Origin of the sequence: Labrys methylaminiphilus subsp. lupini, assembly GCF_051161885.1 — a bacterium.
GTDB lineage: Bacteria > Pseudomonadota > Alphaproteobacteria > Rhizobiales > Labraceae > Labrys.
The window spans coordinates 3,359,447-3,379,892 of record NZ_JBMDIH010000001.1 but is presented as its reverse complement, the minus strand read 5'-3'; the positions used below and the strand labels follow the sequence as shown (position 1 = coordinate 3,379,892).

Sequence of the window (20,446 nt, the reverse complement as noted above, 5' to 3'; positions counted from 1 at the left end):
ACAAAAGGGAGGTCGTTCTCAGGTCACGCCATCGGTGGTCCGCGCGGCTGGGCGGCCGTGCGATGCAGGGAAGGAGGAATGTGGGTGTCCGCCGCCCAGGGGGCGAGGGCCGCCAGGACGGCCAGGCGCCGCGGCAGGTCGATGCCGGCCGGCGAGGCAGGCCCGCCGAAGCCGGGGCAAAGTATGCAGCACTCGGCCTCATGGCCGCGATGGTCTAAGGGCGGGCCAGACCCCGCATCGGTGATGCCCATGCCGTCGCCGGCGCAGACGATTTCGAGCGCGGCGAGATTGCGGTCGAGTGTGTCGGCCCGCAATTGCGGGGCCATCAGCACGCCCATCAGCAGGCTGTTGACCAGCAGCGCATAGACAGCGAGGGCCGTGATGGCGGCCTTCGTGATGTCCCTGCTTATGCGCGAAGCGAGCACTGCTGCCGGTTCCTGATGGGTCTTGCCGAGGCGCGCCGGATGAATGCCGGCGCCATGATCATCTTGTCATTGCCGGGCTCGGCCCGGCAAGAAACAACTTTGTCGCGTATCTTAAGCCGAGTCGGTGCATGCCGACCCGCGGGGGTCAATCCCTCAGCGCCGGCAGGTCCTTGTAGAGGGCCAGCGCCTCGGGATTGGCCAGGGCCTCCTGGTTCTTGACGGTGCGGCCGGCGACGATGTCACGCACGGCAAGCTCGGTGATCTTGCCGGACTTGGTGCGCGGGATATCGGCGACGGCGATGATCTTGGCCGGCACATGGCGTGGCGAGGCACCGGTGCGGATCTGGCGCTTGATGCGGTCGATGAGGGTATCGTCCAGGGCCACGCCCTCGCGCAGGCGCACGAACAGCACGATGCGCACGTCACCTTCCCAATCCTGGCCGATGGCGAGCGATTCCAGCACGTCCGGGATCTTCTCCACCTGGGCATAGAGTTCGGCGGTGCCGATGCGCACCCCGCCCGGATTGAGCGTGGCGTCCGAACGGCCATGGATGATCAGCCCGCCATGAACCGTCCATTCGGCAAAATCGCCATGGTGCCAGATGTTGTCGAAGCGCTCGAAATAGGCCGCTCGGTATTTGTGGCCCCCTTCATCGTTCCAGAACATCACCGGCATGGAGGGGAAGGGACGGGTGCACACCAGCTCGCCTTTTTCCTCGCGCACGCTCTTGCCGTCGTCGTTCCACACGTCGACCGCCATGCCGAGGCCCGGCGCCTGGATCTCGCCTGACCACACCGCCCCGGTGGGATCGCCCAGCACGAAACAGGAGACGATATCTGTTCCGCCCGAGATGGAGGCGAGGTGGAGATCGGCCTTCACCTCCTCATAGACCCAGCGGAAGCCCTCGGGCGACAAGGGTGAGCCGGTCGAGGTCATCAGCCTCAGCCCGCTCAGGTCGTGAGTCTGGCGCGGGCTCAGCCCGGCCTTGTGGGCCGCATCGATATATTTGGCCGAGGTGCCGAACATCACGCCCTTCTCGCGTGTGACGAAATCGAACAGCACGCTCGCCTCGGGGTGGAAGGGCGAGCCGTCATAGAGCAGCAGCGTCTCGCCATTGGCCAGGCCTGCGATCAGCCAGTTCCACATCATCCAGCCGCAAGTAGTGAAGTAGAAGCTGCGCTCGCCCGGCCGCAAATCGCATTGCAGGCGATGCTCCTTGACGAGCTGCAGGAGCGAGCCGCCGGCGCCGTGCACGATGCATTTGGGCACGCCCGTGGTGCCGGAGGAATAGAGGATGAACAGGGGTTGGTTGAAGGGCAGCGGCTCGAATACCACCGGCTTGGCCCGGTAGGGCGCGGTGAGGATGGCCAGTGTGGTGCCTTCCGGGATCTTGGCCGCCACCGTCTCGGCCTCGCCGAGATAAGGCACCACCACCGTCTTGCAGCCGAGTTCTGCGGCGATCGCGATCACCTTGGCGCCGTTGTCGATGCGCTTGCCGGCATACCAGTAGCCGTCGATGGCGAAGAACAGCTTGGGGGCGATCTGACCGAAGCGGTCGAGCACGCCGCGCTCGCCGAAATCGGGCGAGCAGGAGGAGAAGATTGCGCCGATCGAGGCGGCTGCCAACATGATTGCCACCGTCTCCGGACGGTTTGGCATCATGGCGGCGACACGGTCACCCACCTGGACCCCCTCGGCACGCATCGCCTGCTGCAGGCGCGAGACGAGGTCGGTGAGCTCGCGCCAGCTCAGGGTCAGGCTTGCCTTGTCCTCACCCTGGAAGATCAAGGCGGGCTCGTCGTCGCTGCGCGGCAGCAGGTTCTCGGCGAAATTCAGCCTGGCATCCGGGAAGAAGCGCGCCTTGAGCATGTCGTCGAGATCGCTGGTGAGCCGCTCGCCCTTCTCGCCCTTGATGCCGCTGTCGTCCCAGATCAGGTTCCAGAAGTCGGCGGCGCTCTCGACGGACCAGCGATGCAGGTCGTGATAAGTCTTCAGCGACAGGCCATGCCGGGCATTGGCGGTGGCGATGAAGGCCGCGACCTGCGTTCCCGCGACACGCGCTGGCGAGGGGATCCATAACGGCTTGTCGTCGGCCGGTTCGGCAGGCGCCTCTGCGGCATCCGCCAGCGCTTCGTCGGACACTGGCTTGGATGGTTTCCGGGCCTTGTCGTCCTTGGCCGTCGTTTCCTTGCTGGTGGTTTCCTTGGCAGTGGTTTCCTTGACCATGTCCTCGGCTGTTTCCCTTTGCTTCGGCGCTTCCCTAAGCCACAGCGCGCATCGCTCTTCGCAACTGCAGTATGACGATTTTGCTCGCTAAGGAAGAGGCTTGATGGTTTCGCCGGGATATCGGCAAGGCATGTATTTATCTCGAGCTTGCCAAAGAAGGCGTGCCGGTGAGGCTCGGCGATATTCATCCCGACCGCTCCAAAGACCGCCCCTTTGCCATTACTCTTGCTATAAGGGCCGCTTCTCGGGCCGGGGAGCAGGGCCGATGGAGATCTGGACGGAACTCGACAGCGTGGTGACGGCGGATGGCGACCAGATCGCCTTGCGCCGGCGCGGCGGTCTGTTTGACATCCGTTTCAACGGCTGGGAGCTGATGTCGAACCATGATCCCCGCTCGGAGATCGCATTGGCTCGAACCGTCTGCCAGTGTCTGGGCGAGGAGGAACCGCGCATCCTGATCGGCGGCCTCGGCATGGGCTACACGCTGAGGGCGACGCTCGACGCCGTCGGCCCTCGGGCGCGCATCCTGGTCTGCGAACTCCTGCCCGAGGTCGTCGCCTGGAATCGGGGCGTCCTTGCCCCGCTCGCGGAGCATCCGCTGGCGGACGGCCGCGTGATCGTGCACACTGGTAGCGTCGCCGATATCATTGCCGCTAAGCCCGGCGGTTTCGATGCCATCCTGCTCGATACCGACAACGGCCCCGATTATGTGGTGCACGAGCCGAACCACGCGCTCTATTCAGGCGAGGGAATTGCCCGCATTGTTCGGGCCCTCGCACCGGGCGGTATCGCCGGCCTGTGGTCGGCCACCCAGTCGGCGGCTTTCGAAGCCAATCTGGTGGCCTCGGCATGGCCCTGGCGGCGCGAGCGGGTATCGCTTGGGGAACCGGGGCAGGAGCCGTTTCACGTGGTATATGTGATCGGCGCGCCTGCCGGATGAGAAATGCACGAGCCGCAGGGCCGAACACGGTGCCTCTCTCTTCCGGCTTTCTTAACCATGCCGACCCATCATGGCGGGATTGGAGGCACGCGATTGTATCGTACCCGTCTAAGCAAATTCCTCCTGATCGTGCCCATGGGCACGATCAGGAGGAATTTGCAAAATATCGAACATTTGCAGAGTTTTCAGGCGCGACGCATCCGTGGACCGCGCCAGAAAACTGTGCTTGGTCGACGACCTGCTGCGCCGCTTTTCCCGCATGGCGGCTTTGCCACAACCAAGCCTCGCTTTTACCATGATGGACTGCCATTTATAATGGATCGAGTTTGTGATTCAGCTCCGTCGCCCGGGCGCATGGCAAATGTCACCAACCACTCTTTGATCGAGCGAGGCGCGGAAACGGCATGAAGCGTATTGGGCTATCCCTGGCCGCTATCGCCGCTGCGCTTGTTGCACTGGTGTTGACCGTTCCTTGGCTGACGCCGGAAAGCGTGTTGCGTGACACGTTCACCCGCGAAATCGTCGCCCTGACCGGCCGCACGCCCATTATCGAGGGGCAGGTGCATCTGGCCTGGGCGCCGCTGCCGACGCTGATGATCGAGAAGGTGACCATTCCCGGGCAGGAGGGCTTGTCCGGGCAGGAGGGCCTGCCGCCATTGCTGGTGGCCGACAAGATGCAGGGCACGCTCCGCCTGGCGCCGCTGGTGATCGGACGCATCGAGATATCAAGCCTGATGCTCAAGCGCGCCAGCATTGGCCTTACCGCGGGCAAGGGTGGCGCGCGCTCTTGGGAATTCAAGGAAGGTGTGCTGGCCGAGGCGGCTGCCGGGCACTTCGACAAGCCGATGCCGGTCAAGACCATCCGGCTCGTGGACGGCACCATTCGTTATAACGACAATGCCTCGGGCCGGGCGACCTCCGTTTCGGTCGGCGATGTTACTTTCGCCTGGGCGGGCCGCAGTGACGCGATGTCGGCGGCCGGCATAATCAATTGGCGTGACCGTGAGACCGAGATCGCCGTGGCGCTTGCCGATCCCGCCAGCTTGATTGCCGGCGGCAAGTCGGATCTGCGGGCACGCATCAAGGGTGACACGCTCAACCTTGCCGCCAGCGGCATGCTGGACGGGGAGGGGCGGCTTGACGGCAAGGTCTCGGCCAGCGGCGCTTCGCTGCGTGACACGCTGCGCTGGCTCGGATTTGCCTTGCCCGCCGGACACAGCCTTGCCGCTTATGACCTGCAGTCGCCGCTGTCGCTCGACCGCAGCGCCATTTCCCTCAACGAGGTGCAACTCTCGCTCGACGGCAATGAAGCCGAAGGCTCGCTCACCGTCGAATTCGGCAGGGAGCGCCCGAAGGTCAGCGGCACGCTTGCCGCCGATACGCTCGATCTGAGTGCCTATTCCAACGAACTCCAGCTCGCGGACGGTCGGCCACGCAAATGGCGTGCCGATCATATCAGCATCAACAGTCTGCTGGTCAGTGATCTCGATCTGCGCATTTCCGCCGGCGAGACAACCATCGACAAGGTCCATCTCGGCCGTGCTGCGGCCACCGTCTCCACCCGCAACGGCCAGCTCGAACTCGCCCTCAGCGAGGCTGTCGCCTATGGCGGCACGCTCAAGGGCAATATCGCGCTCAAGCCCGCTGACAAAATGACCGTACTCGCCGCGACTGCCAGCTTCGAAGGCATCGACATGGGCAGTGCGCTGGGCGATCTCTTCGCCTTTCGGCGTCTGGAAGGAACCGGCACGGGAACGATGGCGGTGAACGGCACCGGCGCTTCCATCGCCGAGCTGTCGCGCTCGCTGCAGGGACAGGCCAATATCAGCGTCTCCGGAGGCTCTTTAGTCGGCATCGATCTCGCCAGCCTGATGCAGAAGATCGAGCGGCGGCCGCTCTCTGCCCGTTTTGAATCTTCCTATGGCGGCCGCACCACCTTCGACCTTGCCAAGGCGAGCTTCAAAATCGCCGACGGCATGGCCAAGACCGCCGACTGCCGCATGGAGAACGGCTCCCTTTCAGTTTCGCTGACGGGGGATGCCAATATCGCCCTGCGCAGCCTCGACATGGCTGGCGTGGCCAATTGGAGCGACGCCGATGCCGCCAATCCCTTCCGACTGCCTTTCCGCGTCTATGGGGGGTGGGAGGTGCCGGTGGTCGAGCCCGATACCGAGGCGCTGATCCGCCGTTCGGGTGCCGCCGCTCCTCTGCTGCGCAGCTTCATCCGGCCGGGCCGTGACGTCACGCAGGACACCGGCAAGAATCCACCTGCCTCGGCGGCGCAGTAGGAGACGTTTCAGCGCCCCGATTCGCTGGCTTGCGAGCGTTCCAATACGGCAAAGAAGATCACCGTGAGGACGAGCACGATCACCAGCAGCACGAAGGCCGCTGCCGCACCTTCATTGAGCGACAGGCCGAGAAAAGCCCGGCGATAGGCGAAGAAGCTCAGCACCTCGGTGGCGTTGCCGGGCCCGCCCTTGGTGAGCACATAGGGCAGGTCATAGGTGCGGAATTCGTTGATGAGCTGGATGATGATGGTGATGGCCGCCACCGGCCGCAGCATTGGCAGGGTGATGTAGAAGAATTGCTGCCAGGCCCTGGCACCGTCGACCTCGGCCGCCTCGTAGGGGTCGCGCGGCAGGGCGGCAAGGCCCGCGGCCAGGATCAGCACCACGAAGGACATCTGCTGCCAGATGTCGATGGCCGCCATTGTCCACAGCGCCATGCCCGGCGTGCCCAGCCAGTCGAGCCGGGGTAGGCCGAAGCTTTCCATCAGATGGTTGGCGATACCGAGATTTGGCTGCAGCAGCATGCGCCAGATCAGCGCCACCGAGATCGGCGACATCGCCATCGGGATGGTGAGGATGGCGAAATAGACCGGCTTCATGTGCACGGTGCGATTGAGCATCAGGGCGATGCCAAGCCCGATCACGAATTCGCCGATCACCGTGATGGCCGAATAGCGTACCGTGAGCCATAGGGCGTTCCAGAACAACGGGTCGGCCAGCATCGACGCGAAGTTCTTGAAGCCGACCAGCGGCATCAGGCTGGGTTTGATCAGCGTCATCGACGAGATCGACAGGATACAGGCATAAACGAGGGGAAAGCCCATCACGATAGCGAGCAGCAAGAGGCCGGGCAGGGCGAAAGCCCATCCGATCCGCCATTCCCGGCTGCGTCCGGCCAATCCCATCGCGCTCATCTGTTACACCACTGGAGCGTTTTCCAAAAAAGTTGATAGACTTTTCGATCAAGAAAACGCGTCAAAACAAGGATTTAGAGAAAAGATGCAATTTAGAGAATCGCACTTTGCTCAGGTCTGTAGAACCGGCGCGGCCGAAGGACCGCGCCGGAAGAAGGTCACTTGTCGAGCAGTTGCTGCAAGCCGTCCGAGGCCGCCTTCAGGGCCGCTTCGGATGTCGCCTGGCCGCCGGCCGCAAGCGAGAGCTGCGTGCCGAGCACGTCCTCGTACTGGGCCGAATAGGTGAAGATCGGGAAGGACTTGCCGCTCGCCACCACGGATTCGGCCGTCTGGTAGAAGGGGTATTTCTTCAGCACTTCGGCGTCCTTGTAGACATCGCTGCGCACCGGCGCGTGGCCCTGCAGGGCCCGCTTCACCGAGACCTCCTTGCTCTGCACCCACTGGATGAAGGTCCAGGCCGCTTCCTGCTCTTCCGGTGTGGTGTTCTTGGGAATGCCCCAGCCCCAGCCGCCGCTCTCGCCATGGCCGCCGGGCATCACCGCAAGGCCGACCTTGCCGGCCACCGTCGGGCATTTGGCGGCATCGTCCATCTGCGGCAGCATCCACCAATAGGTCACCATGCTGAAGGCCGAACCCGAACACATCAGGCGCATGGTGTCGTCGAGCGTGGCCGAGATCGCGCCCTGCTGGGCTCCGTTCTGGATATTGTCGACATAGAGGTCGAGTGCCTTCTTGGCCTCCGGCGTGTTCAAATTGGCCTTGCCGCCAGCGTCACGATAGGCCCCGCCCGCCGAGAACAGATAGTTGGAGAATTCCATGCTGTTCGGATCGCCGCGCTGGCCCTGCATCGCCGCACCCGCGACCTTGGCATTGGCCTTCATGAATTTGGAGATCGCCACATAGTCTTCCAGCGTGGCGGGCAGAGCGAGCTCCTTGCCTGTGGCGTTCTTATAGGCCGCCTTCAGCTTCTCGTCGGCGATGAGGTCCTTGCGATAGAGCAGGCCCATCGAATAATTGTACATCGGTATGAGATGGAGCTTGTCCTGGCTGCCGCCGAGCAACTCGATGGTGGAAGGGATGAAGGCCCCGAGGTCGTATTTGCTCTTTTCGGCCAATGGCTTGAGGTCGACCAGCCAGTTGGCCGCGGGGAATTCGCCGGCCCAGAGGAAGTCGACCTCCAGCAGATTGTAGTAGCTCTGCGGCCCGGTGAGCTGGGCCACCAGCTTGTCGTGCATGTCGGGATAGCCGATCTTCTCGAACTCGACCTTGATGCCGGTCTTCTTTTCGAATTCCGGCAGCAATGCCTCGATGATCTTGGTCTCCGGTACGTCCTCCATCAGGGCGCGCAGAGTGACGGTCTCGGCGGCGGCCGACGACAGCGACGCCCCCAGCAGCATCGCCGCGCCGGCAGCCGCCAGCAGGGTCGTCTTCAGGCGATTTTCGTTCCAGATCATGGCTCTATCCCTCTCTCCGTAATGTGCGGCTTTGTCGCCGCTCTCCATATTGCTGGCTTATTTGACGCTGCCGAAGGTCAGTCCCTGGACGATGAAGCGCTGGATGAAGCGCGAGGCGATCACCAGGGGCAGGATGGCGAGGATGACGCCGGCCGAGACCTTGGCGATCTGCACGCCGTTGGAGGTCTGCAGCGCGGCGAGTGCCACCGGTATCGTCGCCGTGGTCGGCCCGCTCAGCACCAGGGCGAACAGGAACTCGTTCCAGGCCAGGATGAAGCCGAGCACGCCGGCGGCGGCGATGCCGGGCAGCGACACCGGCAGCACGATGCGCCAGAACGCACCCCAGGCGGTGGCACCGTCGGTCATGGCGGCCCATTCGAGGTCGATCGGGACGCCCTCGAAGAAACCCATCAGGATCCAGGTCAGGAAGGGCAGGTTGAGGGCGGCGTAGACGATGATCAGCCCGGTCAGCGAATTGGAGAGTTCCAGGCTGCGGAAGAGGGTGAAGGTCGGCAGTACCAGCGCCACCGGCGGCAGCATCTGGGTGGCCAGCACGATGAAGCGTGCCCAGCGCCCGCCGGTGCGGAAGCGGGCGAAGGCATAGCCGGTGGTCGCCGCGAAGGGCAGGGCAACCAGCACCGAACCGAGTGCCACGATGAGGCTGTTGAGATAGGAACCGCCGAAACGGCTGGAGATCAGCGCCGCATAGTTCTCGGTGGTGAAGGCCGGCATCAACTCGTTGCTATAGGAGAGCTGCTCGGGCAGGAAGCTGGTCCTGAGCACCCAGAGTGGCGGCAGCAGGATGAGGGCGCAGACGAGGACAAGGCCGAAATGCAAGCCGAAACGTCGGCGGAAGGGAACGGTCTGGCTGTCGCTACGCATCGTCATCACATCCCTCCCGTCAGCGCCGGCCTGGCGATCACCTGTTCGGTTTCGGGGTCGAACAGGTGCATGGGCAGCGCATCGACATAGAGTTCCACCGTCGATCCGATCGGGGCGGTGAAATTGCGCCCGAGCCGCGCCGCGATCTCCAGCGGTCTGTCACTGGTCTCCTGCTCGCCGGCGATCTGTCCGATCAGGATGTTCTCGGCGCCGAGGGCTTCGATGGCGACCACACGGATCGGCATCTTCTGCCACTCGGGGTGCTGCTGGGTTTCGTAGAAATCCTCGGCCCGGATGCCGAGGATGACGCGGCGGCCGGCCTGGCCACCATAGGCTCCGTGGTGGCGGGCCGGCACGCTCAGCTTCGCGCCCGCGTCGCTCACCACTGCAAGGCCCTCCGCCGGCGCACTCTCCAGCCTGGCCGGGATCAGGTTCATCGGCGGGGTCGCCAGGAAGCGGGCGACGAAGGTGTTGGCCGGGTTGGCGTAGACCTCGAGCGGTCGCCCGGCCTGGACCAGTTGGCCTTCGCGCATGATGCAGATGCGGTCTCCCATCGTCATCGCCTCGACCTGGTCATGCGTGACATGCACGATGGTGCGGCCGAGGCGGCGATGGAGCTTGATGAGCTCGAGCCTCATCTCGGCCCGAAGCTGGGCGTCGAGGTTGGAAAGCGGTTCGTCGAGCAGGAAGGCGGCGGGTTCGCGCACGATGGCGCGGCCGAGGGCGACGCGCTGGCGCTGGCCGCCCGAAAGCGCCGCCGGCTTGCGGCCAAGCAGGTTCTGCAGGCCGAGCAAGTGAGCGGCGTCGGCGATCTTGGCATCGATGGTGGTGGCGTCGACGCCGCGCATTTTCAAGCCAAATGCCATGTTCTGGCGCACGCTCATATGCGGATAGAGGGCGTAGCTCTGGAACACCACCGCAATGTTACGGTCGCGTGGGGCGACATGGGTCATGCTCTTGCCGCCGATGCGCAGATCGCCGGAAGAAATGCCTTCGAGCCCGGCGATCATGCGCAGCGTCGTCGACTTGCCGCAGCCGGAGGGGCCGAGGAAGATGACGAACTCGCCGTCCGGTATGGTCAGGTCGACGTTGCGTACGCCATAGGCGCCATTGGCGTAGAGCTTGGAAACATGATCGAGTTCGATGGACGCCATGGTGCCTTCCCAAGCAAAGCGCGTTTAACTGAAAACGCCTTTTTGCTCTAACTCCCTGTTTTGACGCGTCTTTGCGAGTCTCGGCGGTTTCGCCAGATCACAAGACGCTGCGGCGACGTTCAAGAGGGGCGGGCGTCGAGACACAGGAAAGAACAGAATCAAACATGTAAAGCAACGATTCCGACTACCAATGTTCCATTCCCTGGTACAATTTTGCTCCTCATTTCTTTGATGTTGCTCCCTTTTTCTGACGGGGAACACCCAAAAACTGAGGTGCGCGGCGGTTATTCACCTGGTCTGATGTCGTATTCGTCATCAGAGGCGAGCCCCGACTCCACGATTGATGAGGCATGCTATTCAACAAAATATAACATCGCAAGAGCGATTATGTTAGAAAATGTTAGAATCTGTCTCGGCCCGTGAATCTACAGTGAAGCGATGGGTGGTTCGGCCATTGCCACGTTGGGACATGCCCGTAAATGACAAAGCCCCCGCCCCGTGGAGGGGGCGAGGGCCTGAAGCTTCGGGCTGCTGATGGTTGGGCCGGATCAGCCGGCTGCGGCCAGCCTCTCGGCGCGTTCGCGCTCCTTCTCCGCACGGCTGGTATAGATGGCGGCGGCCACCACCCCGAGCGCGACCACGGCCAGCATCAGCGTGCAGGCGGCATTGATCTCCGGCGTCACGCCGAGGCGCACGGACGAATAGATGCGCATCGGCAGCGTGTTCCAGCCCGGGCCGGAAGTGAAGCTGGCGAGCACGAGATCATCGAGCGACAAGGTGAAGGCCAGCATCCAGCCCGAGATCACGGCCGGCGCGATGATCGGCAGCGTGATCAGGAAGAAGGCTTTGAAGGGATGGCAGCCCAGATCCAGGGCCGCCTCTTCGATGGAGCGGTCGAAGCTGAGCAGGCGCGACTGCACCACCACGGTCACGAAGCACATGGTGAGTGTGACATGGGCCAGGGTGATGGTCCAAAAGCCGCGGTCGATGCCCAGCGAGATGAAGAACAACAGCAATGACAGGCCGATGATGATCTCGGGCATCACCAGCGGCGCATAGACCATGGCCGAAAAAGTCATGCGGCCGCGGAAGCGTCCCATGCGCACCAGAACCACGGCGGCGAGCGTGCCGAGTATGGTGGCGATGGTGGCTGATACGGCGGCCACGATCAGCGTGATCTTGGCGGCGTTCATGAAGGCTTCGTCGTGGAAGAGTTCGACGTACCAGCGCGTCGACCAGCCGCCCCAGACCGTCACCAGCTTGGAGTCGTTGAACGAATAGATCACCAGGATCACGATCGGCAGGTAGAGGAAGGCCAGGCCGAGGGCGACCGAGGTCATGCTGAACCAGGAGGAACCCTTTCTCATCGGTCGGTCTCCAGCGCCTTGGCTTGGCTGTGCTGATAATAGGTGATCGGCACGACCAGGATAATCAACAGGATCACGGCGACGGCGGAGGCCGCCGGCCAGTCGCGGTTGGAGAAGAACAGGTCCCACATCTGCTTGCCGATCATCAGCGTGGAAGATCCGCCGAGCAGATCCGGGATGACGAATTCGCCGACCGCCGGAATGAAGCAGAGCATGCAGCCGGCGATCACGCCGGGCAGGGAGAGCGGGAAGGTCACCAGCCAGAAGGCCTTGATCGGCTTGCAGCCGAGATCGGCCGCCGCTTCCAGGAGAGTGTCATCCATTTTCTCCAGGGTCGAATAGAGCGGCAGGATCATGAAGGGCAGGTAGGAATAGACGATGCCGATGAAAATCGCCCAATTGGTGTTGAGGATCTGCAGGGGCTGGTCGATGATGCCGAGCTTGATCAGCGCCAGGTTGAGCAGGCCCTCCGGCTTGAGAATGCCGATCCAGGCATAGACGCGGATCAGGAACGAGGTCCAGAACGGCAGGATCACCAGCATCAGCAGGGTTGGACGCACGCTCTTGGGGGCACGCGCCATGCCATAGGCGATGGGATAGCCGACGATCAGCAGCAGGATCGTCGAGACCAAGGCGATCATCACGCTGGACAGGTAGGCTTTCAGATAGAGCGTATCGCCGTCCTCGCCCCAGATGTTGAACATCGTCCAGTAATTGTCGAGGTTCAGCTCGGAGATGAAGCCCGTAATGCTCTGCCAGGTGCCGTCGAAATTGAAGACCGGTGTATAGGGCGGCTGTCCCAGCGCCGTCTGGCTCAGCGAGATCTTCAGCACCATCAGGAAGGGCAGGGCGAAGAAGATCGTCAACCACAGATAGGGAATGGCGATCACCCCGGTGCGTCCGGAGAAGAAGCCCTTTCGGGTCTTGTCGGCCAGATTGTCGGTCATCCCGCCGCCCTCCTATTTGGTCAGGACGACGCCGGCATCCGGCGCAAAGCTGACATGAACCTTGTCTTCCCAGGTGATCGGGCGCTCGACGAAGCGGCTCATATTGGCCTGCGACACCCGGATGCGCTGGCCGGTGCCGGCGATGTCGACGAGATAATTGGTCCAGTCGCCGAGATAGCCGATGTCGAAGACCTCTCCCGCCAGCCAATTGCCCGGTGTGGTGGGCGCATCGAGCGAGATGCGCATCTTTTCGGGGCGGATGGCCAGGAAGACGCTCTGGCCGACGGAGCAGCTTTCGGCGCTGTCGACACTGAAGGCCTGGCTGCTCGGCGAAGTAATGGTGAGGGAACTGCCGTTCTGGGCGGAAATCTTGCCTTCGAGGATGTTGATGTTGCCGATGAAGTCGGCGACATAGCGTGAATTGGGCTGCTCGTAGATTTCGCCGGGCGGCGCCACTTGCACCAGCTTGCCATGGTCCATGACCGCGATGCGGTCGGACATCGTCATCGCCTCTTCCTGGTCGTGCGTGACGATGACGAAGGTGATGCCGAGCTCGACCTGGATGTCCATCAGCTCGAACTGGGTTTCCTCGCGCAATTTCTTGTCGAGGGCGCCCAGTGGCTCGTCGAGCAGCAGCACCTTGGGCTGTTTGGCGACGGCACGGGCAAGGGCGACACGCTGGCGCTGGCCGCCGGAGAGCTGGTGCGGCTTGCGGCTGGCGAATTTCTCCAGCTTGACCAGCTTCAGCATCTGCCCGACGCGCGTGTCGATCTCGGCCTTGGGCATCTTGTCCATCTTCAGGCCGAAGGCGATATTGTCGGCCACGCTCATATGCGGGAACAACGCGTAGGACTGGAACATCATGTTGACCGGGCGTTCATAGGGCGGGACGCCGGCCAGATCCTTGCCCGCCAGGGTGATGCGTCCGCCCGTCGGCTGTTCGAAGCCGGCCAGCATGCGCATCAAGGTGGTCTTGCCGCAGCCAGAGGGGCCGAGCAGGGAGAAGAATTCACGTTGATGGATGTCCAGCGAAACGTCGTTCACCGCCACGAAATCGCCAAAACGCTTGGTGACGTTCTCGAAGCGAATGAGGGGAACGGCGGTTGGATCGGACCAGGGTTGGAATTTCCGGCGAACGCCCCCGATCGCCTTCTGCGACTTCACGGGCGCCGTAGCGCCATCCCCGCCTGTATCACGCATGGTATCCCATCTGTTTGTGGTGATTGGTTTCAGCCTAGACCGGGAAGTCGGCGGTGGTCTACAGGGGAAATGCGATTCCACGCAAAAATGTGATCACATTTTTTGTGATCACATTTTTTGGCCAACCCATTTGACTTTTGGACGCGGCTAAAGGCAGTGTGCGCCAGCGTCGGTCCACCGATGCCTCTTTTGCGCGTCTTCCCCGATGCGCGGCGCGTGCGCCTCCGCCCTCCTAAACCAAGGGCCCGAACCGGAGGTTAGTCGCGTGATGGCCCCTCGTGGGCTGTCAAACAGGTCGCCGGCGCTTGTTTCGGGTCGCCGCTCCGCATTTCCTGCGGGGTGGAAGCCGCATGTGTGCGACGATGAGCAAAAAGAAAAAGTCAGACAAGCCCGAGCATTCTAGCGTGCCGGATATCGAATCCGCGCGTGGCATCTCCGGTATGGAGAACGCGAGAGACTGGTTTCGCGCCCGCAATATCGAGGAAATCGAGTGCCTCGTTCCAGACCAGGGCGGGGTGGCCCGCGGCAAGATCATGCCGGTGTCGAAATTCCTGGCCTCGCCGGTGATGAACCTGCCGCTTTCGATTTTCTATCAGTGCATCACCGGCGAATATCCCGCCTATGACGGTCTGGTGGACGCGGTGGAAGCCGATACCGACATGTTCATGCAGCCTGATTGGTCGACCCTGACCGCGGTGCCGTGGGCGATGGATCCGACAGCGCAGGTCATTCACGACGCGATGACGCGCGACGGCCGCCCCGTCGAGCAGGCGCCCCGCCAGGTGCTGCGCCGCATCCGCGAACTCTACCGCAAGAAGGGCTGGCAGCCGGTGGTGGCGCCGGAGATCGAGTTCTATCTGGTCGAGCCCAACACCGATCCCGACTATCCGCTGAAGCCGCCGATCGGCCGATCCGGCCGCCCGGAACTTGGCCGCCAGGGCTATTCGATTTCGGCCGTCAACGAATTCGACGCCCTGTTCGAGGACATCTACAAATATTCGGAACATCAGGGCCTGGAGATCGACACGCTGATCCACGAGGACGGCGTGGCGCAGATGGAGATCAATCTGCGCCATGGCGATCCGCTTGAACTGGCCGACCAGGTCTTCCTGTTCAAGCGCACCATCCGCGAGGCCTCGCTGCAGCACAAGATCTATGCCACCTTCATGGCCAAGCCCATGTCGGGCGAGCCGGGCTCGGCGCTGCATATCCACCAGTCGATCGTCGACGCCGAAAGCGGCCAGAACATCTTCTCCGATCCGGAGACGGGCGGGCCGACCCCGCTGTTCTTCTCCTTCCTGGCCGGCCAGCAGAAATATCTGCCGGCGATCATGTGCATGCTGGCGCCCTATGTGAACTCCTACCGCCGGCTGACGCGCGATTCCATGGCACCGATCAACGTGCAATGGGGCTATGACAACCGCACGGCGGGCCTGCGTGTGCCGCCCTCGGGCCCCGACGCAAGGCGCGTCGAGAACCGGGTTCCTTCCTCGGACGCTAATCCCTATCTCGCCATCGCCGCGAGCCTGGCGGCCGGCTATCTCGGCATGACCGAAGAACTCGATGCGACGGCGCCGATCGAGTCGGATGCCAAGAACCGCGATTTCGAGCTGCCCCAGAGCCTGCTCGAGGCGGTCGCGGAAATGGACGAGAGCGAGGCGATCCGCCAGGTGATGGGGACTTCCTTCGTCACCGCCTATGCCGCGATCAAACGCCAGGAACACGAGACCTTCATGAAGGTGATCAGCCCCTGGGAACGCGAGCATTTGCTCTTGAACGTGTAGAATTCGAAGCGCGGACTTTCACAGCGACATGCCGGCATGTCGCGATGTCCGCTCTTCCCATCGCTTGGCATAACGTTTCCAAGGGCGGACAGGATGTCCGCGCTCCCAGGATCATGACCGACAACACCGGCCATCCGGCCAATTCCTATTACACCGCCGCCGCCAACCGCCTTCCCGCCCAGCCTCAGCTCCTGGGCGAGGAGCGGGCCGATGTCTGTATCGTCGGCGCCGGCTATACCGGGCTCGGCGCCGCGCTCGCCTTCGCCGAAAAAGGGCTTTCGGTGATCGTGCTCGAGGCTGCCGAGATCGGCTCGGGAGCCTCGGGGCGCAATGGCGGCCAGGTTCATTCGGGCCAGCGCCGCGACCAGGATTATCTGGAGAAACTGGCGGGCCTGGACGGCGCCAAAGCGTTATGGCGGATGGCGGAGGACGCCAAGGCCCATCTCAAGGGCCTGATCGTCAGGCACCAGATCGCCTGCGACTACAAGCAGGGCATCCTGATCGCCGACCACAAGCCGCATTATGTGGCGATGTCGCACGCTTATGCCGAGAAGCTCAGGACGGTCTACGGCTATGACAAGGTCGAGGCCATCGGCAAGGCCGAGCTCGACGCCGTCCTCGGTGCGACCGGTTATTACGGTGGCTTCGTCGATCATGATGGCGGCCATCTCCACCCACTGAACCTGGCTCTGGGGCTGGGCGCGGCCGCGATTGGCGCCGGTGTGCGGATCTTCGAGCGTTCGCGTGCCGTCAGCTACCGGGCCGAGGGCAGCAGGGCGGTGGTCCGTACTGCGCAAGGCAGCGTTTCCGCCGACTGGCTGATCCTGGCGGGCGACGGTTACCTCTCCGGGCTCGACGCCTATACCGAGGCGCGGGTGATGCCGATCAACAATTTCATCCTGGCGACCGAACCTTTCTCGGACGATGAAGCCAGGGCCTTGATCGCCAACGATTATGCCGTCGCCGACAGCCGCTTCGTGGTGAACTATTATCGCCTGTCGGCGGATCGGCGCCTGATCTTCGGCGGCGGCGAGAACTATCGCTCGGGCTTTCCGGCCGACATGAAGGCCTTCGTACGCACTCGCATGCTCAAGGTCTTCCCCCAGCTTGCCGACAAGCGCATCGACTATGCCTGGGGCGGCACGCTCGGCATCACCACCACGCGCCTGCCCTTCGTGCGGCGACTGGCGCCCAACGTGCTGACGGCCTCGGGCTATTCGGGGCAGGGGGTGATGCTGGCGCCCTATTTCGGCAAGATCCTGGCGGATGTCACCGCCGCCACCCTCGGCGAATTCGATCGCCTCGCCGCTTTGCCGACACCGCCCTTCCCGGGCGGGCGCCTGTTGCGCTGGCCGACCCTGGCGGCCGGCATGAGCTATTATGCGCTGAGGGACCGGCTCTGAGCCCCCGGGTGAGGCGTGTTCGAGCGGAACGCGTTTTGCCCCATGCCAAGTTTAAGCGGTTCCACACAGGGATCCGACACGTCGACCGCCACGCTCCGGCCTCTCGCACATCAGGCCGGTGCGAGCATGCCGGCCGGTATTCAGCTTGCAAGATCCAGGAAAACGTCACACTCTCCCGGCGCTTTAGAAGTCTCCCGCGCTGCAATGCCGGATACTTCATCTCTATACGCAATCAAGACAACGTCATTCTACAATATTGTCAAAGCGGGATGGAAAGCGCCATGGTTTCCTATTCGGATTATTATTGGCCCGGATTAAGTCTGCATCGGATCACGCATGTCAGATTGATCGGATCGGCCGCCAGGACTTCATTTGTCGCGGGGACACTGACCCTGGCCGTGGCTGCGACCCCGGCAAGCGCGGAAGGCCCGGAGCCTTGGATCACGACATGGGCCGCCACGCCAGCCCCACGCTGGGCCGAGGAATTGCCGGCGCCCTTCGATGTGCCCGAGGTGCTCGGTGATCAGACCGTCCGCCAGATCGCACGCATCAGCGTCGGGGGCGAACAAGTGCGTGTCGTCATCTCCAACGAGTTCGGCACGCGTCCGGTTGCGATTGGCTCGGCCAGCGTGGCGCTGTCCAAGGGCGGCAGCGCCATCGATGAGGGCTCCGTGAAGCCCTTGACCTTCGGCGGTAAGCCATCGGCCGTCATTCCGCCCGGCGCGCCCCTGCTCAGCGACCCCGTGGATCTGCCGGTCAAGGCCCTGTCGAGCCTGGCGGTCAGCTTCTACCTGCCCAACAGGGCCGGCATCACCTCGGTTCATTGGGATGGGGCCCAGACCGGCTATGTGTCAGAGCCCGGCGACAAGACCAAGGAGGCCGATTTTAAGGCGGTGAGCACCAACAAGTCGCGCCTGCTGCTCAGCCGTATCCTGACCACGGCCAAGCCGGAGTCGAAGGCCATCGTATTCTTCGGCGATTCCATCACCGATGGCGCCTGTTCTTCGCCGGACAAGAACAATCGCTGGCCCGATCATATCGCCGAGCGGCTGCAGGCCGAGGGGCATCAGGATGTTGCGGTGGTCAACGAGGCCTATTCGGGCAATCGCGTGCTCTCCAACGGCATGGGAACCAACGCCCTAAGCCGGTTCGACATGTCAGTGCTCAGCCATCCCAAGGTTTCGACCGTGGTGATGATGATGGGGATCAACGATATCGGCTGGCCGGGCAAGGATGCCATCACCCCGGCCGATCCCGAACCGACGGCCGAGGACGTGATCGCCGGCTACAAGCAGATCATTGATCGCGCCCATGCCCATGGCATCCGTTTCGTCGGCGTCACCCTCTCGCCCTTCGTCGACACCTTCAAGGGGTTGCCGACCTCCGGTTACTACACGCCGGAGAAGGAAAAGATCCGCCAGGAGGTGAATGCCTGGATCCGGGCCAACAAGACGGCGGACGGGCTGATCGACTTCGACAAGGTATTGCAGGATACAAAGGATTCCAGTCGCATCAATCCTGCCTATGATTGCGGCGACCACCTGCATCCCAATGACGCCGGCTACGAGGCCATGGCCAAGGCCGTCGATCTCGGTGTGCTGGTGCCCAAGCAGTAGCTGAACGATGCAAAGGCCCCGGCGGCGCTATTGCGCCGGGGACGCTCTACGGCGTCTGACGGGTGGCGCTAGGCCAGCCGACGGTCGAGTTTGAGAAGGGTGCGCAGCAGCACCTCGGCGCCGTCGGCGCATTGCCGGGGCGATGAATATTCTCGTTCATTGTGGGAAAGCCCGTCGCGGGACGGGATGAAGATCATCGCCGTCGGCGCGAGGGTCGCCAGATGGGCGGCGTCATGGCCGGCGCCAGATGCGATGTCGCGGCAGGACAGGCCGCAATCGGCGGCGGCCTGGCGGACAGCATCGATGCAGGCGGGATCGAAAGCGACCGGTTTCTTGGCCCAGATCCGCTCGATGCGGCTGTCGGTCTGGCCGGCAACGGCCTGTCGCAATGCGGTTTCCATGGCTTCCAGCCCGGCTTCGCCGGGATGGCGCATGTCGATCTGCAGGCTGACCCGACCCGGAACGACATTGCGGGAGTTCGGGAAGACACCGGCGCGGCCGACCGTCAGCACGCCGGGGGCATGGGCGCGGCCGATCGCCTCGACATCGAGGATCAGGCGGGCGGCGGCGGTCAGCGCATCGCGCCGGTTCGCCATCGGGGTCGAGCCGGCATGGGATTCGGTGCCTTTGATCTCCACGTCGAACCAGCGCAGGCCCTGCACGCCGGTGACGGCGCCGATCGCGATCCCCTCGGCCTCCAGAACGGGCCCTTGTTCGATGTGGAGTTCGACATAGGCGGCCGGATTCTCCGTATGGGATCGGCTGCCGCGATAGCCGATGGAGTCGAGGGCCTGGCCGACACTGACGCCGGACTGGTCGCGGACCGCGAGCGCCTCGTCGAGCGCGATGGCGCCGGCATGCACGCCCGAGCCGAACATGGCCGGGGAAAAGCGCGAGCCTTCCTCATTGGTCCAGTTCACCACCGTCAGCGGGTGCTCGGTGACAAGTCCTGAGCTCTTCAGGGCGCGGAGAGCGGCGAACCCGGCCAGCACGCCGAGGATGCCGTCATAGCGCCCGCCACCTGGCTGGGTGTCGAGGTGGCTGCCGGTCATGATGGCGGGCAGGGCGGCATTGCGCCCGGGATAGGAAGCGAACAGATTGCCGATCGGATCGATGGTCACGCTGCAGCCGAGCTCGCTGGCGCGGGCAACGAACCAGTCCCGGACGGCCTTGTCCTCCGGCGTCAGCGTGAGGCGGGAGACGCCGCCATTCCCGGTGCCACCGAAACGGGCGGTGGCCTCGATATCGGCATTGAGCTGCGCCGCATCGAGGAGGGGCGTCGGGCCGATCCGGCTGGCGAGAGGCTGGTCCATCATTCCGCCTTGGCGGCTTCTTGCAGCTTGTAGCGGAAATTGCAGTGGCTGGAGCCGTCCATGATCGTCTGCGTGCGCTCGAGTGTGATACGCGGATCGTAGCCCGTGCAGAACACGCCGTCGCGGTTGCAGGACAACAGGTGCCCGATCTTGCCGAGCCCCATCTCCTTGTAGGTCTCGGCATAGCGGCAACGATGGACGTTGTAGTCGAACTCGGTGTCGGTGGCCTTGACTACCTCGATCACCAGCGCGTCGTCCTGGGTCCACAGGGCCTGCAAATCCTGGAAACTGCGCAGATCGGTGCCGCCCGGGGTCTTGGCGGCAAAGCTGCGGCCGGCCGCGATGGCGGCCTTGCGGATGGCGGAATCAAGGATCGACTGCGCCAGTTCCTCGCCGAGGCGTTCACGCATTTCCTCATAGATCGGCGCGATGATGCCGGCCTCGATCCGCCGGCGGGCGAGAATGCCGATCTCGCCCTCCATGACGGCCTTCGCGCTTTCCGTCCTGTCGGGATCTGCTGCCTGCTTCATGA

Annotated in this window: 17 protein-coding genes; 6 read left to right on the top strand and 11 right to left on the bottom strand. The window is 63.4% G+C overall.

What is annotated here, in order from left to right; genetic code table 11:
- Positions 1 to 23: 23 nt before the first annotated feature.
- Both ACN6KF_RS15955 and ACN6KF_RS15950 read right to left on the bottom strand, forming a co-directional pair.
- Positions 24 to 425, bottom strand: coding sequence for a DUF2946 family protein (locus ACN6KF_RS15955; RefSeq protein WP_434957778.1), 402 nt, complete (start codon positions 423 to 425; stop codon positions 24 to 26).
- Between the two features lie 145 nt (positions 426 to 570).
- The gene (locus ACN6KF_RS15950; protein ID WP_434957777.1) at positions 571 to 2,652 is read right to left on the bottom strand and encodes an acetoacetate--CoA ligase; all 2,082 of its coding nucleotides are present in this window, start codon (positions 2,650 to 2,652) and stop codon (positions 571 to 573) included.
- 265 nt (positions 2,653 to 2,917) lie between these two features.
- On the opposite strand from ACN6KF_RS15950, the gene ACN6KF_RS15945 reads away from it, so the two are divergent.
- The 3 genes from ACN6KF_RS15945 to ACN6KF_RS15935 all read left to right on the top strand — a co-directional run bounded on the left by ACN6KF_RS15945 (position 2,918) and on the right by ACN6KF_RS15935 (position 5,880).
- On the top strand, positions 2,918 to 3,592 hold the full coding sequence (locus ACN6KF_RS15945) for a polyamine aminopropyltransferase (RefSeq protein WP_434957776.1): 675 nt from the start codon (positions 2,918 to 2,920) through the stop codon (positions 3,590 to 3,592).
- 93 nt (positions 3,593 to 3,685) lie between these two features.
- Entirely contained in the window at positions 3,686 to 4,000 is a 315-nt protein-coding gene (locus ACN6KF_RS15940; protein WP_434957775.1) for a hypothetical protein, read from the top strand.
- Positions 3,997 to 5,880, top strand: a complete 1,884-nt coding sequence (locus tag ACN6KF_RS15935; RefSeq protein WP_434957774.1) for an AsmA family protein — start codon at positions 3,997 to 3,999, stop codon at positions 5,878 to 5,880. The genes ACN6KF_RS15940 and ACN6KF_RS15935 overlap by 4 nt, the downstream gene beginning before the upstream one ends.
- Positions 5,881 to 5,888: 8 nt before the next feature.
- Here the strand turns inward: ACN6KF_RS15935 and ACN6KF_RS15930 are convergent, their stop codons facing one another.
- The 7 genes from ACN6KF_RS15930 to ACN6KF_RS15900 all read right to left on the bottom strand — a co-directional run bounded on the left by ACN6KF_RS15930 (position 5,889) and on the right by ACN6KF_RS15900 (position 13,798).
- Positions 5,889 to 6,794 carry a carbohydrate ABC transporter permease gene (locus tag ACN6KF_RS15930; protein ID WP_434957773.1) on the bottom strand — a complete coding sequence of 302 codons (906 nt, stop codon included), beginning with the start codon at positions 6,792 to 6,794 and terminating at the stop codon, positions 5,889 to 5,891.
- A gap of 158 nt (positions 6,795 to 6,952) precedes the next feature.
- The gene (locus ACN6KF_RS15925) at positions 6,953 to 8,248 is read right to left on the bottom strand and encodes an extracellular solute-binding protein (RefSeq protein WP_434957772.1); all 1,296 of its coding nucleotides are present in this window, start codon (positions 8,246 to 8,248) and stop codon (positions 6,953 to 6,955) included.
- 57 nt (positions 8,249 to 8,305) lie between these two features.
- Positions 8,306 to 9,136, bottom strand: a complete 831-nt coding sequence (locus ACN6KF_RS15920) for a carbohydrate ABC transporter permease (RefSeq protein WP_434957771.1) — start codon at positions 9,134 to 9,136, stop codon at positions 8,306 to 8,308.
- Positions 9,136 to 10,284, bottom strand: coding sequence for an ABC transporter ATP-binding protein (locus ACN6KF_RS15915; protein WP_434957770.1), 1,149 nt, complete (start codon positions 10,282 to 10,284; stop codon positions 9,136 to 9,138). Before ACN6KF_RS15915 ends, ACN6KF_RS15920 begins: the two co-directional genes overlap by 1 nt.
- A gap of 548 nt (positions 10,285 to 10,832) precedes the next feature.
- Positions 10,833 to 11,651 carry an ABC transporter permease subunit gene (locus ACN6KF_RS15910; protein WP_434957769.1) on the bottom strand — a complete coding sequence of 273 codons (819 nt, stop codon included), beginning with the start codon at positions 11,649 to 11,651 and terminating at the stop codon, positions 10,833 to 10,835.
- A complete protein-coding gene (locus ACN6KF_RS15905; RefSeq protein WP_434957768.1) occupies positions 11,648 to 12,598 on the bottom strand; it encodes an ABC transporter permease subunit in 951 nt (316 codons plus the stop codon). The genes ACN6KF_RS15910 and ACN6KF_RS15905 overlap by 4 nt, the downstream gene beginning before the upstream one ends.
- Before the next feature lie 12 nt (positions 12,599 to 12,610).
- Positions 12,611 to 13,798: an ABC transporter ATP-binding protein gene (locus tag ACN6KF_RS15900; RefSeq protein ID WP_434957767.1), complete on the bottom strand. Its 1,188-nt coding sequence runs from the start codon at positions 13,796 to 13,798 to the stop codon at positions 12,611 to 12,613.
- 350 nt (positions 13,799 to 14,148) lie between these two features.
- On the opposite strand from ACN6KF_RS15900, the gene ACN6KF_RS15895 reads away from it, so the two are divergent.
- The 3 genes from ACN6KF_RS15895 to ACN6KF_RS15885 all read left to right on the top strand — a co-directional run bounded on the left by ACN6KF_RS15895 (position 14,149) and on the right by ACN6KF_RS15885 (position 18,601).
- Positions 14,149 to 15,582: a glutamine synthetase family protein gene (locus ACN6KF_RS15895; protein WP_434957766.1), complete on the top strand. Its 1,434-nt coding sequence runs from the start codon at positions 14,149 to 14,151 to the stop codon at positions 15,580 to 15,582.
- 113 nt (positions 15,583 to 15,695) lie between these two features.
- Positions 15,696 to 16,985 (top strand): NAD(P)/FAD-dependent oxidoreductase, encoded by a 1,290-nt coding sequence (locus tag ACN6KF_RS15890; protein WP_434959690.1) that lies wholly within the window; start codon positions 15,696 to 15,698, stop codon positions 16,983 to 16,985.
- Positions 16,986 to 17,266: 281 nt separating this feature from the next.
- Positions 17,267 to 18,601 carry an SGNH/GDSL hydrolase family protein gene (locus ACN6KF_RS15885; protein WP_434957765.1) on the top strand — a complete coding sequence of 445 codons (1,335 nt, stop codon included), beginning with the start codon at positions 17,267 to 17,269 and terminating at the stop codon, positions 18,599 to 18,601.
- A gap of 68 nt (positions 18,602 to 18,669) precedes the next feature.
- On the opposite strand, the gene ACN6KF_RS15880 is transcribed toward ACN6KF_RS15885, so the two are convergent.
- Positions 18,670 to 19,917 carry a Zn-dependent hydrolase gene (locus ACN6KF_RS15880; protein WP_434957764.1) on the bottom strand — a complete coding sequence of 416 codons (1,248 nt, stop codon included), beginning with the start codon at positions 19,915 to 19,917 and terminating at the stop codon, positions 18,670 to 18,672.
- On the bottom strand, positions 19,914 to 20,444 hold the full coding sequence (locus ACN6KF_RS15875) for an L-2-amino-thiazoline-4-carboxylic acid hydrolase (RefSeq protein ID WP_434957763.1): 531 nt from the start codon (positions 20,442 to 20,444) through the stop codon (positions 19,914 to 19,916). Before ACN6KF_RS15875 ends, ACN6KF_RS15880 begins: the two co-directional genes overlap by 4 nt.
- Positions 20,445 to 20,446: the final 2 nt, after the last annotated feature.